Below are 12,867 nucleotides of genomic sequence, written 5' to 3'. Positions count from 1 at the left end.
TAGGACTCCTTATTCAATTTTACAGCTAATCTATTATACAGTGAATGAAAGTAATTGAAAAGTATTATCAACTAGATTATAACTCTTTTTTATAGTGAAGTTTGGGGGATATGATTGATCTTCATGAAGCAGAAAATCATTATCTTTATAGTAGGAGAGATGTATGTGAATCTAATCGCTATTCAATGAACAAGTAATTATATGGATGAATGGTTATCGCAAAGGCGAAATGACAGGGAGCATGGTACAATAACGTTAGAACAACAAACGAAAGGTGATAGAATAAATGATTGAAAGAGCCCGCCATTATTTACAGCAATTTTTTGGTTACCAAAACTTTCGTTTAGGACAAGAAAAAATGATTGAACTTGTTTTATCGGGAAAATCTAGTTTATGTGTTATGCCAACAGGTGGTGGTAAATCTGTATGTTATCAAATCCCAGCCTTAATGCTCGAAGGGACAACGATTGTTATTTCGCCACTCATCTCATTGATGCAGGATCAAGTAGACACTTTACTTGAAATGGGGATTGAAGCTGCCTATATCAATTCTTCGTTAAGTCAAAGGGAATACCATGATACATTGAAAAATGCTCAAGATGGACACTATAAACTTTTGTATATCGCCCCTGAAAGACTAGAGTCAGAGGATTTTAGAAGATTGATCGCTTTATTAAATGTACCGCTTATAGCAGTAGATGAAGCACATTGTATTTCACAATGGGGACATGACTTTCGTCCAAGTTATCGTGCGATTGGTCGGTTGGCAGAACAATTTGAAAAATGTCCGACACTTGTTGCTTTGACGGCAACTGCTACTCCAGCAGTTCGTGAAGATATTTGCCACCAATTAAAAATACCTGTAGGAAATACAGTTATGACAGGTTTTGTACGTGATAACTTGAGTTTTTCTGTGCTGCTTGGACAAAATAGAGAACGGTATGTGAAAGATTTTGTAAAAAAGAATAGAGCTGAAGTTGGCATCATCTATGCAGCCACAAGGAAAACAGTCGACCATCTGTATAATGTACTAAAAAAGGCAGGCATTCAGGTAGCCAAATATCATGCAGGGCTATCAGAGTCCTTAAGACAAACAGAACAAAATCGTTTTTTACATGATGAGGCATCCGTTATTGTTGCTACCAACGCCTTTGGGATGGGGATCGATAAATCCAATGTTCGATATGTCATCCATTATCAAATTCCTAAGAATATGGAAAGCTATTATCAAGAAGCCGGAAGAGCTGGAAGAGATGGTTTACCAAGCCAATGCATATTATTGTATGCTCCTCAGGATGTTCAAACACAACGTTTCCTAATCGACCAAACAGATGATAGAGAACGAATACCGGTAGAATTGCAAAAATTGCAGTCTATGGTCGACTACTGTCATACGGAAAATTGCTTACAGCAGTATATTGTCAATTATTTTGGTGATGAAACAGAAGAAAAGTGTGGAAAGTGTAGTAACTGCACCGATGATCGAGAAGTATTCGATGTAACGGTTGATTGTCAAAAAGTTTTGTCTTGTATTGTTCGAATGGGACAAAAATTTGGCAAAACAATGGTAGCGCAAGTACTAGTAGGTTCCAAAAATCAAAAGATCCGAAATTTCGGATTTGAAGAATTATCAACGTATGGATTATTAAAAGAAATGACGATTAAAGAAGTGACCCATTTTATCGAGTTCATGATTGCTGAAGATTTATTGGCAGTCAATCAAGGATCAATGCCTACCATTTACGTTACATCAAAGGGAAAAGAAGTCCTGATTGGAAAGAGGAAAGTAGAAAAACGCGGTGTTGTGATCACGAAACAAATTGTTGAAGCGGATCCATTATTTGAAGAATTAAGGGTCATTCGAAAACAATTAGCTGATGAAGCAAATGTGCCGCCATTTGTTATTTTTTCAGATAAATCATTAAGAGATATGTGTGCAAAAAGACCAACTAACGATGAAGAATTTTTAGAAGTAAATGGTGTTGGGGAAAACAAACTTGAAAGATATGGAGAGATATTCATCAAAGCCATCGCAGAATTCCAGACAGTTGATTAAAGAATTAGGACAACCTTATTTTTAGTTTCGTCTCTATATGAAAATATAAAGTTATTAGATACTTATTGTTATGGATAACATTGGATCATCAAATAAAAGCAGAGCCAAATATTAAGAAAGAGATCATATGGATAGTCCCGAAATGCTCATTCACCTAATCTATCCTGAATCTATCTGGTGATTCGTATAAATTAGGTGATTGGCACTTATCCTGAAACGTTTCGTTTGAAGGATAGCCGTAGAGCAAGCATTCTTATTGGGGATAAGATAAAACTTTTTCAAACACTATACGAAAAGCTTTTTTATCGAATAGCCGAGAATACTCGCTACTTTAGTTGTGCAGGTAAAGAAATACGCTTGCAAGTATGCTCTCTTCTCAAGAGTATCGTGACTTTAGTCATGAGAGGTTCAAAATGTTAGGTGTGCATGTTTTTCGTCTAATAGCACAATCCCTGTAATCCCGTTGACTGTTTCTGAATGGATAATCTTATCTTTTAAAACAGGCAGCAATTTAGGGGATAAAGCGACATGAACACCTTCTACTTCCACAATGATATCGGTATGAATGGGCGTATCGATATCAGCAGCAAACTGTATCCCGTTACGATCCGCTACTGCATAAAAACGGAGTAGATGGTACTTATTATCAGCTGTTAAATTTTTGATATACTTCTTTCCCTGATTGGTTAGTCTCATCGTGAATCATCCTTTACACAATATCCGAATTCTTTTCTGGTGTAAGTATTCCACGACTGTCTATGATTTAAACAAGAAGTCATCCAACATACGAAAATCTTTATTTCCGCGTAAGCCATTCTGCAACGATAAAAAATACAATAAAAAAGGCAAATGCTAAAATAAAAAACCATGCAGGAACGCCACCAAATGTAAACAAATAAGTCACCCCCATAATCTTATAATAATAGTAGCATAACCCTCTCTAAATTCCATCAAGTATGTCGATTGGAGCGGAAATCAATAAATACTCTATAGAAAAAATTGGATAATAAATACGCATGGAATTCCACTTTAGAATGATAAATTTTCGGCTTGTACACTTTTTCTGAAAAAATGGTTTATTTTTGGGACAAATATAGTGAAATCGTATAAAATAAAAGAACATGGCATCATTATAGATGAATAGGTAGTCGGCTTCTGAACATTCATCAACTAAAAAAATGATTGGAAGAAGCTTTATTTTAGTTAAGAGAGGTTGTTTAAAGAAATGATTCATTTAGATTGGAAAAATGCACCAACCATTAAAAAAGTTACTTGTAAGCATACAAATGCAAAGAAATATTTAGTTTCCAATGTATTAACAGTTGGAAAAGAATATGAAGTGAAGAATGAAACAGAAGAATTCTATTTTGTCATTGATAATACGGGACATGTTGGTGGCTATTATAAAAATTATTTCGAATAATCTATTAGAAGCAATGGAAAAAGCTTTTCGCTTATTAAATATTAGGCGGAAAGCTTTTTTTAGTTTTATCACATATGCCCCGCAGTAAACTTCCACTTCAAAACTCAGGCAATGGATAGAGGATAAGGGGTTAATTGCATGTGAAATTCCTAATGGGTTCAACTAATAGACAGTGTTGTTGAAAAGAAAGCCACACTGTCAGAAGTAGCCTCAAGCGAATATCACGGATTTTGAAGAGAAGCTTTTTGAACAAACTCGAAAAATTTGGACACAATCAGGCGAGGACATAAAACAATTAATAGGTTGAGCCTTGTTGCTTTGAGTGTATAGTAAGAAGACGTTGTTTTAAATCTTCTTCCATTTTGGCAATTTCAATTTCAGCCGCTTTTCGTTTTTGACGTCCTTCTGCTTGGATTTGAAGGGTTTCCTCGATCGTAGAAATCAAATTTTCCTGCGTCTTTTTTAAAGTTTCGATTTCGACTAGACCTCTTTCGTTTTCCTTAGCGGTTTCGATTGTGTTTACTTTTAACATTTCAGAGTTTTTCAATAGTAAATCATTTGTTGTTTTTGTTACTTGTTTTTGTGCCTCGACCGCCTTGCGTTGATTGTTTAAGGTTAGTGCGATCGCTATTTGATTTTTCCATAAAGGAATCGCTGTCATGATGGATGCTTGAATTTTTTCGGCCAATGTTTGATTGGTTTGTTGAATCATACGAATTTGTGGTGCCGTTTGTATCGTTATTTGACGAGATAATTGTAAATCGTAAATTCTTTTTTCAAGACGAGTAACGAATTGCGCTAAGTCATTAAACTCTTGAACATCCATTTGATCTTGTGAGGTTTCTGCTTTTTGTTTTAATTTGGGCAGCATTTCATGAACAATTTCCTCTTTTTTCAGTTCAGCCGCAGCAATATAAACATTCAATGCTTGAAAATAAACTTTGTTTTGATCATAAAGTTGATCTAACATATGAACATCCTCAATAAGACCCGTTTTCGAATGTTCTAATTGAATACCAATTCGATCAATCTGCGTGCTTAACTTTTGATATTTTGTCATTAATTCTTGCAAGGATCGAGAAACTCTTTTAAAAAATTTGCGAAGACCTGATTTTTTTTCTTGCTGCAGTTCTTCAGGATCCAGTTCATTTAGCTTATCCATTAGATTTTTTAAAATATCCCCAATAGGACCGATATCTTTTCGTTGCACATGATCGAGCATTTGATGCGAAAAACGTGATAGTTCATTTTGTGCATTCGCTCCATAGGTTAAAATCGCTTCATAATTGTCAACGGGAATTTGAGCAGCCAATTGATGCGCTTTTTTTTGCTCTTCCTCTGATAAACGTTCAAGAACGGTAGGAGGTTTTTGCTCAGTCGAAGCTGTATTCGTTTGTTGCGGTTCAGATTGTAATTCAAATGGATTGTTTAGTAAATCATCCATGGATGGTGAAGAATTGGACGATGAGTTTGTCATTTAGATTCTCCTCTCATAGTTGCAGAAGTTTGCTTTTGAGCTGTTGAAAGCTGCGCGAAGTCTAATTCCATTTTAAGTTCTTCGATATCGGTTGCAAGTACTGAATGTAGATCCTCTTGCATAATGTTATTTAAATCTTCTAAGGTTTCGCGTGTTTCCTGCAAAGCTAGATGAACGTCTGCGTCCTTAATGGGCTGTGATGATAAAAGTACATATTTTTCAGTCAGCTCACTGGCAGAATGTAAATGAGCATAGAAAAATTGTTCGACCTGATAAAATTTTTTCGGATTTTTATTCACGATATTCACAATTCTTTTTGCTAAACGATGGAGCTCTAAAAGTTGTTTGAAAGTTGAAATCGAACGAACCTTTGTATAATAGCGATTTAAGTTACGCAATTCAGAATGTGCATCGTCTAATTGTATTTGAATATGTTTATATTCTGAACGGTTAAGTCCTACTCTTTTCAAATAGCGAAATCGTTGAATCGTTTTAATGATGGTGTTTGATAGGAAATAGCTAATGACCCCGATAAGGGAGCTTATCCAAAAATTGATGTCAAAACTCCAATAACATACGAGAAAAGCAGTTGTAATGACGATGAAATTGAGAAAATTTCTAAATATAAATTGTCCAAATTTGAGCATGGATTTTCCTCCTTCTAACGCTCTTATTTTATGTACGAATGAAGTGAAAGAAAGTTTCATCTGTATAAACAAATAAGAGAATGGTTCATTCATATCTATATGATAGCTGGATTGACAGATTTTAAGTACGTTCTTATTTTAATATATTTTAAATAAAAATGCGAAAAGCTGACGAGGTTAAACCTGTCAGCCAATTTTTCTTCTTCGAGTTCATTTTAAAATCAAGATTCATATACATAAACTTAAAAGACTAAACGCTCTTTTTCAATTTTTTCGATCAATTGGTTAAGGGCTTCAATCACTTTGTTAGAAGCTGCCTCTAGTTGATGTAGGGCGTTTTCTGCCTCTTCAATGCGCCCATCATGGAATAATTGAACGGCTATCTTCGCTTGGTTGTGCACTTCTTGATGGTGAATATCTAGTTCTTTAAAGTTGGCATCATTTTCAAAACGTTGTTGTGCCTTTGGTGAAAGATACCATTTGCCAAGTCGACATTCTTGATGTGAAGAAACATCGCCTTCTTCAATATTTTCCAAACCTAAGAACATATTGTAGATACGCCATTTCCATAAAATATGATCTGCTTTTGATAATTGTAGTAGGGCAAGGCTGGAAAGTTGAATATTATTATTTTCGACTAAGCTTAATCTAAAACGGTTAATTTCATTTCCTAATTGATAAATACCTGAAGATGTGTCATGTGCTAATTCTCTCACTTTTTCTTGCAGATCCGCTATTTGAACCATTCGATTGGAAATTTCATCTGCAGCAGACGCCTGTTCTTCAGAAATAGCCGCTGTTTGTGTAACATCATTGTTGATATCTTCAATATTATCTACAATTTGAGTGAGCAGAGGAAGCGAGTCCTTTGCCTCTGTTGTCGCATCTTTGATAATAGTGGTTGTTTCGGAAATCGAGTTGGCGACATTTTGAGAGTAATCCTTTAAATGATGGACGTTTGTAGAAACCTCACTTAAAGCAGAAACCGTGTTTTCAGCAAGTTTCCGAACTTCTTGTGCCACAACTGCAAAACCTTTTCCATGCTCTCCAGCTCTGGCTGCTTCAATGGAAGCATTTAATGCAAGCAAGTTCGTTTGATCTGCAATGTTGTTGATCAAAGTGACGACATTTTCAATATCATATACTCGCTTTTGCAGTTCATCGAATGATTGAACGATGGAAGCAAATGTTTCGCCTGTTTTGAAAATATCATTTAAAGAAGAGCTTATTTTATTTTTTGAATCGGTTGCATATTTAACAGATTCCGCAGTTTTTTCTGATATCCTACTCGAATTTTTGGCTATTTCGTTAATAGAAGCTGTGATTTCTTCTGTAGCCGCTGTGGAAGATTGAATTTCATTTGATTGTTGATCTAAATTGAAGATCAAATCTTTCATCTGCATAATTTGTGATGTTGTATCCATAAGTGAAGACACTTCAGTAACAGAATGTTCGACCATTCTTTCTGTTGCCACTTCAAATAAAAGTTCCTGTTCGATGTTGATGGCAGCTTGAAAAGATCGCATGAAGTCAAAAGCTTTGGCAGGTTTAAACCCAAAGTTATACAATATATGAGTAGTCACATAAAATGCGAATTGATTAAACATGACAATTGTCTTTCCGGGTTCATATTTATAATGTCTAAAAAGATAAAAGAAATTCACGACATCATTGACGTATTTTTCATCTCTTTGCGCATTGAAAAATATATGTAAATATTGATCTACAAAATGATCATCAATAAGATTATGCTTGTTTGGAGAAATTTCTTCTAAATAAGAAATAAAGATTTCTTTTAAAGTTGGGGTTATGTTTGAAAATGAGTCATATAATGTCTTTAATCTTTCTTCGTCTTTGTGCGTAAAATGATTAAATGCTAATGTTTCTTTAAATCGTCCATTAATGGAAATATCAGTACCTCTTTCAAACAGTTGCTTTATTTCTAACTTAGGCCTTATAGTTGAAAACATAGACATCCGCCTCCTAATACATTATATAACAAGTTTAGCATATAGGACGTTAGTTATAAAGAAGGTTTAAAATAAAGGGAAAATTGATATATAAAATTTACAAAAGGGATTGACAGATATGTATAAAATCATTTATATGAAAGCCGACTATGAGCCATGGTGGCAATTTGATGGTTGGGAAGAGAACATAGTGGAAGAAAAAATTTTTGAGAGCAAAGAAGAAGCAAAATGTTTTTTAGAAGATACATTAAATGATTTCGGAAAAAAGTATAGGCATCAAGGGCATAAAAAAGAGCGCTTCTGGGCGTTTTGGTCAGATGATGAAATGCATTTTTGCGAGGCATGTGACGATAACATTCAAACTTATCATGGAATTATATGGGAAGAGCTGATATGACCAAGTTGTAAAGTAATAAACTTTTAGAAAAATCTTCAATTTTGTTGACAATACTTTTGAACGTGGTATACTATTTACAACAAATGAAATTGATTTACCGCAAACTTCCATTCACATATTACAAAAAGTGATCGGCTTGTCATCGGTACTTTATGTAATATGTGAATTTTTGTTTTAGGTTGTTAATTTTTGTTTGTTCACTTTTATTTTTTTTGGAGGTTTTCTCACATGAAACAAGGTACAGTAAAATGGTTTAACTCAGAAAAAGGCTTCGGATTTATCGAAGTAGAAGGCGAAAACGATGTATTCGTACACTTCAGCGCTATCCAAGGTGAAGGCTTCAAAACTCTTGACGAAGGTCAAAAAGTAGAATTTGAAGTTGTTGAAGGTAACCGTGGACCACAAGCAGCAAACGTTACAAAACTTTAATTTACTGCTTATAGGAGGGGTAACTTTGTTTACCCCTTTTTTCAATTACATACTTTTGCCTGAGTCCTATTTATGTATTATAAAAAGTATCTGGCGAATAGACACTTTCTATAATATGTAAATCTATAATTTAGGTTGAAAATTGCGTATTTCTTTAAAATATTTATTTTTTGGAGGTTTCTTAAGTGAAACAAGGTACAGTAAAATGGTTCAACGCAGAAAAGGGATTTGGATTTATCGAAGTAGAAGGGGAAGATGATGTATTCGTACACTTCTCAGCTATCCAAGGCGAAGGTTTCAAAACTCTTGACGAAGGTCAAAAAGTGGAATTTGAAATAGTTGAAGGAAGACGTGGGCTACAAGCAGCAAACGTTACGAAACTTTAATAGCGTATATGAAAAGAAATTTGTCGACAGAGTTAGCTTTTGTACTCTGTCGACTTTTTTGGTTATGATCGTGGAGGAGAGCTTGATGGTGGTCGGTAAAAGCGAAGGACAGGAAGGACAGATAGAACCCGTGTTCATTAGATTTTCTAAATTTTTGCCGACCTTTATAGAACTAAAAAAAGGAGAATTCCCGTTGAAGGAATCCTCTTTTATTAGTTATTGTAATCCTTGAGCATCTTTCCATTCTAAGAATTCGTCATAAGTAAGTTGCTTATCAAGAATAGAGCCGTCTTCGCGAATTTCGATGACGCGGTTTGCAATAGTTTGGATGAATTGATGGTCATGAGATGTGAAAATCATAGCCCCTTTAAAGTTCGTCAATCCTTCGTTTAACGCTTGAATCGATTCAAGGTCAAGATGGTTCGTCGGTTCATCTAATAAAAGGATATTTGAGTGAGAAAGCATCATTTTAGATAACATACAACGCACTTTTTCACCACCAGAAAGTACGGAAGGCGCTTTTTTTACTTCTTCACCTGAGAATAGCATACGTCCTAAAAAACCACGTAAAAACGTTTCTGTTTCATCTTCTGGTGAAAATTGGCGCAACCATTCAACAAGCGTTTTTTCATTACCTTTAAAGAATTTCTCATTATCGAGAGGGAAGTAGCTTTGAGAAGTTGTAACGCCCCATTTGTAACTACCTTCATAATCTTTATCTTCTCCAACTAAGATTTTAAGAAGAGCCGTTTTCGTAATTGGATCGCCAAGTAAGATGATTTTATCTTCTTTGTTCATCGTAAAGCGGATATCTTTGAATTGTACTTCGCCATCGATTGACTTAGATAAGCCGTCCACTGTTAATACATCATTGCCGATTTCACGTTCCATTTGAAAGTGAATATAAGGATATTTACGACTGGATGGCTTAATGTCCTCCAATTGGATCTTTTCAAGCATTTTCTTACGAGATGTTGCTTGTTTGGATTTTGAAGCATTAGCAGAGAAGCGGGCAACGAATTCTTGCAACTCTTTCATCTTTTCTTCTTTTTTCTTATTTTGATCTGCTAACATTTTTTGTGCCAATTGACTGGATTCATACCAGAAATCATAGTTACCAACATAAATTTGGATTTTAGAATAGTCAAGATCAGCGATGTGTGTACATACTTTGTTTAAAAAGTGACGATCATGGGATACAACGATGACCGTGTTTTCGAAATTGATCAGAAACTCTTCTAACCATTGGATCGCTTTTAGGTCTAAATGGTTTGTAGGTTCATCCAAAAGCAAAACGTCTGGTTTTCCGAATAGAGCTTGTGCAAGTAAAACTTTCACTTTTTCAGAACCAGTAAGTTCAGACATTTTTAGATGGTGCATAGATTCTGGAACGCCGAGACCTTGTAGAAGAATTGCTGCATCTGATTCAGCTTCCCAACCGTTCATTTCAGCGAATTCGCCTTCAAGTTCAGCAGCCCGAATCCCATCTTCATCAGAAAAATCTTCTTTCATATAGATGGCGTCTTTTTCTTTCATTACGTCATATAATCGTTTATGTCCCATCATAACTGTTTCTAAAACTTCAAATTCTTCATATTCAAAGTGATTTTGTTTTAGAACAGCAAGACGTTCACCAGGATTCATACTGACATGCCCATCTTGAGGTTCGATTTCTCCAGATAAAATTTTTAGAAATGTAGATTTTCCAGCACCATTGGCACCGATTAAACCGTAACAGTTACCAGGTGTGAATTTAATATTAACATCTTCAAATAGCTTACGGTCGCCATAGCGAAGACCTACGTTACTTACTTGAATCATGTAAGTGCCTCCTTTTTCGCAATGCTACTATTATATCATGGAAATGTGTAAAGCTCTATAATATTATAATTGTGCATGAAAAGAGGGGAAGAACGAATAGAGCTATCTAAAAAATAAAAATAGTATGCCAGAAGCAGGCATACTATTTTGGATAGATCAAGACTATTTGGAGGAATTATAAATGGTCCTCCATGATAGCGTAAATTATTTTTTCATGGATCCTGTTTTTTCAAGTAGTTCATACATTTCATAAGCACGGCTCAAAATATGTGGTGTTTGGACATTGCCTTTTGCTTCAACTGCAGCATTGTAGTAATCCCAAAGTTGTTCTCTATAATCAGGATGTGCACAATTATTGATAATCAATGGCACACGTTCTCTTGGAGCTAAGCCGCGTAAATCAGCAACGCCTTGTTCGGTTACAATGACATCTACATCATGTTCTGTGTGGTCGACATGAGATACCATTGGTACGATAGATGAGATTGCGCCGCCCTTAGCATATGATTTTGTCACAAAAATGCCTAAACGAGCATTACGTGCAAAATCTCCAGAACCACCAATACCATTCATCATTTTGCTACCAGATACGTGAGTAGAGTTCACATTTCCGTAGATATCTGCTTCAAGAGCTGTATTAATTGAGATTAAGCCTAAACGGCGAATAACTTCCGGATGGTTTGAAATTTCTTGTGGACGCAATAAAATTTTATCAGCATACTTTTCTAGATTGCCATAAACACGTTTTCCTAATTCAGCAGAAAGTGTAATAGAAGTAGCTGAAGCAAAATCTACTTTTCCAGCATCAAATAAATTGAATACAGCATCTTGTAGTACTTCAGAATATACTTGTAAATGTTCAAATTCTGAATCTGCAAATCCATCTAATACAGCATTCGCTACCGAACCAACACCAGATTGAATAGGTGCCAATCGGTTTGTTAAACGACCAGCCTTGATTTCAGAACGGAAGAAATCTAGTAAATAATTGGCCATAATTTGTGTTTCTTCATCTGGCGGCACAATAAGTGATGGTGCATCAGGCTCGTGAGAAATAACAATCGCTTTAACTTTAGAAGGATCAATTTTAATCCCTTTTTCGCCGATTCGATCAGCTGCATTTGTTAAAGGAATTGGTTGACGTTTACCTTGTTCTTCCGGAACATAAACATCATGAATTCCAATTAGAGATTCTGGGTGTGAAACATTTAATTCAATAATGATGTTTTCAGCAACTTCGGCAATGATAGGGCTATTCCCCACAGAAGTTGTTGGAATTAAATAGCCATCAGGTGTAATTGCAGACGCTTCCAAAATTGCATAATTGACTGTCCCAAATATTCCTTGACGATATTGTTCTGCACTATGTGATAAGTGCATATCTGCAAATAGGATTTCGCCTTTATTGATCAAAGTACGCATTGCTCTATCTGCTTGGAATGGACCACGTTTGCGAATAACGCCAGATTCCGCTAAATGTTGGTCAACTTCTGGTCCAAGTGAGGCACCGGTATATACATCAATTTTGAATTTTTCGTTTTTTGCGCGTTCAACAAGTGCCATAGGTACAACTTTTGCATCACCAGCACGTGTGAAACCACTCATTCCTACGACATCACCATCTGAAATAAGTGCTGCAGCTTCCTGTGCAGTTACTACTTTGTCTGCCAATTCTTTCAATCCAATACGTTTTTCAACTGTCGCTTCCATTTTCATCCCCCTAAGTGAAACAATTAAATGTTTTAACTTCATCCTACAGCTTTTTAGATAACATGAATTTGCTAGAAGGAAATTCAGTCTATCTACATGTCTGCTCATTTTACTGATAAGTAAGATAGGTAAAGTTAATATTAGACGAAACACTATCATACAAAATGTAAACGGTTTCTACTTATATTTTTACACAAAATGATCACAATAATCCACAATTTTTTTTAAAAATATTAAAATATTTTTAATATAATAAGAATGATACTGTTTTTTCTGCTTAAAAATCAAAATTTTCTAATATTTTTTATTAAAAAGTAAAATAGAATCAATTTCATAATGCAAAATTTAGATGAAAAACACGAACGTTTCGAATCAACATGAACATTAATATTCAGAAATTTTTGTTCCGCTCCAGACGGCGCTTTCCACGGGCTTGGCTTCAATCTCCTCGTCACTACGTTCCTGCGGGGCTTTCAGCTCAAGCTTTTCCCGTAGGACTTTGAATAAGCCTCCTTGAACTCACACCGCACGAAGAAAATGCATGCATTTTC

Annotated in this window: 11 protein-coding genes; 5 read left to right on the top strand and 6 right to left on the bottom strand. The window is 35.2% G+C overall.

Going from position 1 to position 12,867, the window contains the following annotated elements:
• Positions 1-286 precede the first annotated feature (286 nt).
• A complete protein-coding gene (gene recQ / locus FEZ13_RS04975) occupies positions 287-2,056 on the top strand; it encodes a DNA helicase RecQ (RefSeq protein ID WP_146551694.1) in 1,770 nt (589 codons plus the stop codon).
• A 408-nt stretch (positions 2,057-2,464) separates the two neighbouring features.
• Here the strand turns inward: recQ and FEZ13_RS04965 are convergent, their stop codons facing one another.
• A complete protein-coding gene (locus FEZ13_RS04965) occupies positions 2,465-2,752 on the bottom strand; it encodes a hypothetical protein (protein WP_146548841.1) in 288 nt (95 codons plus the stop codon).
• A gap of 529 nt (positions 2,753-3,281) precedes the next feature.
• Between FEZ13_RS04965 and FEZ13_RS04960 the strand changes: the two genes are divergently transcribed.
• Positions 3,282-3,479: a DUF6501 family protein gene (locus tag FEZ13_RS04960; protein WP_119415669.1), complete on the top strand. Its 198-nt coding sequence runs from the start codon at positions 3,282-3,284 to the stop codon at positions 3,477-3,479.
• Between the two features lie 295 nt (positions 3,480-3,774).
• On the opposite strand, the gene FEZ13_RS04955 is transcribed toward FEZ13_RS04960, so the two are convergent.
• The 3 genes from FEZ13_RS04955 to FEZ13_RS04945 all read right to left on the bottom strand — a co-directional run bounded on the left by FEZ13_RS04955 (position 3,775) and on the right by FEZ13_RS04945 (position 7,573).
• Positions 3,775-4,956 (bottom strand): toxic anion resistance protein, encoded by a 1,182-nt coding sequence (locus FEZ13_RS04955; protein ID WP_146551692.1) that lies wholly within the window; start codon positions 4,954-4,956, stop codon positions 3,775-3,777.
• The gene (locus FEZ13_RS04950) at positions 4,953-5,603 is read right to left on the bottom strand and encodes a 5-bromo-4-chloroindolyl phosphate hydrolysis family protein (RefSeq protein ID WP_186725772.1); all 651 of its coding nucleotides are present in this window, start codon (positions 5,601-5,603) and stop codon (positions 4,953-4,955) included. Before FEZ13_RS04950 ends, FEZ13_RS04955 begins: the two co-directional genes overlap by 4 nt.
• Positions 5,604-5,845: 242 nt before the next feature.
• On the bottom strand, positions 5,846-7,573 hold the full coding sequence (locus FEZ13_RS04945; RefSeq protein WP_146551691.1) for a globin-coupled sensor protein: 1,728 nt from the start codon (positions 7,571-7,573) through the stop codon (positions 5,846-5,848).
• Positions 7,574-7,691: 118 nt separating this feature from the next.
• Between FEZ13_RS04945 and FEZ13_RS04940 the strand changes: the two genes are divergently transcribed.
• The 3 genes from FEZ13_RS04940 (at position 7,692) to FEZ13_RS04930 (ending at position 8,785) form a co-directional block, all read left to right on the top strand.
• The gene (locus tag FEZ13_RS04940) at positions 7,692-7,970 is read left to right on the top strand and encodes a DUF1033 family protein (RefSeq protein ID WP_146551690.1); all 279 of its coding nucleotides are present in this window, start codon (positions 7,692-7,694) and stop codon (positions 7,968-7,970) included.
• Between the two features lie 228 nt (positions 7,971-8,198).
• The gene (locus FEZ13_RS04935) at positions 8,199-8,399 is read left to right on the top strand and encodes a cold-shock protein (protein WP_102692015.1); all 201 of its coding nucleotides are present in this window, start codon (positions 8,199-8,201) and stop codon (positions 8,397-8,399) included.
• A 185-nt stretch (positions 8,400-8,584) separates the two neighbouring features.
• Positions 8,585-8,785: a cold-shock protein gene (locus tag FEZ13_RS04930; RefSeq protein ID WP_146548835.1), complete on the top strand. Its 201-nt coding sequence runs from the start codon at positions 8,585-8,587 to the stop codon at positions 8,783-8,785.
• A 216-nt stretch (positions 8,786-9,001) separates the two neighbouring features.
• Here FEZ13_RS04930 and FEZ13_RS04925 read toward each other — a convergent pair whose 3' ends face one another.
• Positions 9,002-10,606, bottom strand: coding sequence for an ABC-F family ATP-binding cassette domain-containing protein (locus FEZ13_RS04925; RefSeq protein ID WP_146551689.1), 1,605 nt, complete (start codon positions 10,604-10,606; stop codon positions 9,002-9,004).
• A gap of 204 nt (positions 10,607-10,810) precedes the next feature.
• Positions 10,811-12,316, bottom strand: coding sequence for a succinyl-CoA:acetate CoA-transferase ScpC (locus FEZ13_RS04920; protein WP_146551688.1), 1,506 nt, complete (start codon positions 12,314-12,316; stop codon positions 10,811-10,813).
• Positions 12,317-12,867: the final 551 nt, after the last annotated feature.

The organism is Rummeliibacillus sp. SL167 (genome assembly GCF_007896505.1).
In the GTDB taxonomy this organism is placed as follows: Bacteria; Bacillota; Bacilli; order Bacillales_A; family Planococcaceae; genus Rummeliibacillus; species Rummeliibacillus suwonensis.
This window is presented reverse-complemented; position numbering and strand designations above follow the sequence as displayed.

Coding starts and splice junctions, on each gene's coding strand:
- recQ (WP_146551694.1), top strand. CDS start 287: ATGATTGAAAGAGCCCGCCATTATTTACAGCAATTTTTTGGTTACCAA.
- FEZ13_RS04965 (WP_146548841.1), bottom strand. CDS start 2,752: ATGAGACTAACCAATCAGGGAAAGAAGTATATCAAAAATTTAACAGCT.
- FEZ13_RS04960 (WP_119415669.1), top strand. CDS start 3,282: ATGATTCATTTAGATTGGAAAAATGCACCAACCATTAAAAAAGTTACT.
- FEZ13_RS04955 (WP_146551692.1), bottom strand. CDS start 4,956: ATGACAAACTCATCGTCCAATTCTTCACCATCCATGGATGATTTACTA.
- FEZ13_RS04950 (WP_186725772.1), bottom strand. CDS start 5,603: ATGCTCAAATTTGGACAATTTATATTTAGAAATTTTCTCAATTTCATC.
- FEZ13_RS04945 (WP_146551691.1), bottom strand. CDS start 7,573: ATGTTTTCAACTATAAGGCCTAAGTTAGAAATAAAGCAACTGTTTGAA.
- FEZ13_RS04940 (WP_146551690.1), top strand. CDS start 7,692: ATGTATAAAATCATTTATATGAAAGCCGACTATGAGCCATGGTGGCAA.
- FEZ13_RS04935 (WP_102692015.1), top strand. CDS start 8,199: ATGAAACAAGGTACAGTAAAATGGTTTAACTCAGAAAAAGGCTTCGGA.
- FEZ13_RS04925 (WP_146551689.1), bottom strand. CDS start 10,606: ATGATTCAAGTAAGTAACGTAGGTCTTCGCTATGGCGACCGTAAGCTA.
- FEZ13_RS04920 (WP_146551688.1), bottom strand. CDS start 12,316: ATGGAAGCGACAGTTGAAAAACGTATTGGATTGAAAGAATTGGCAGAC.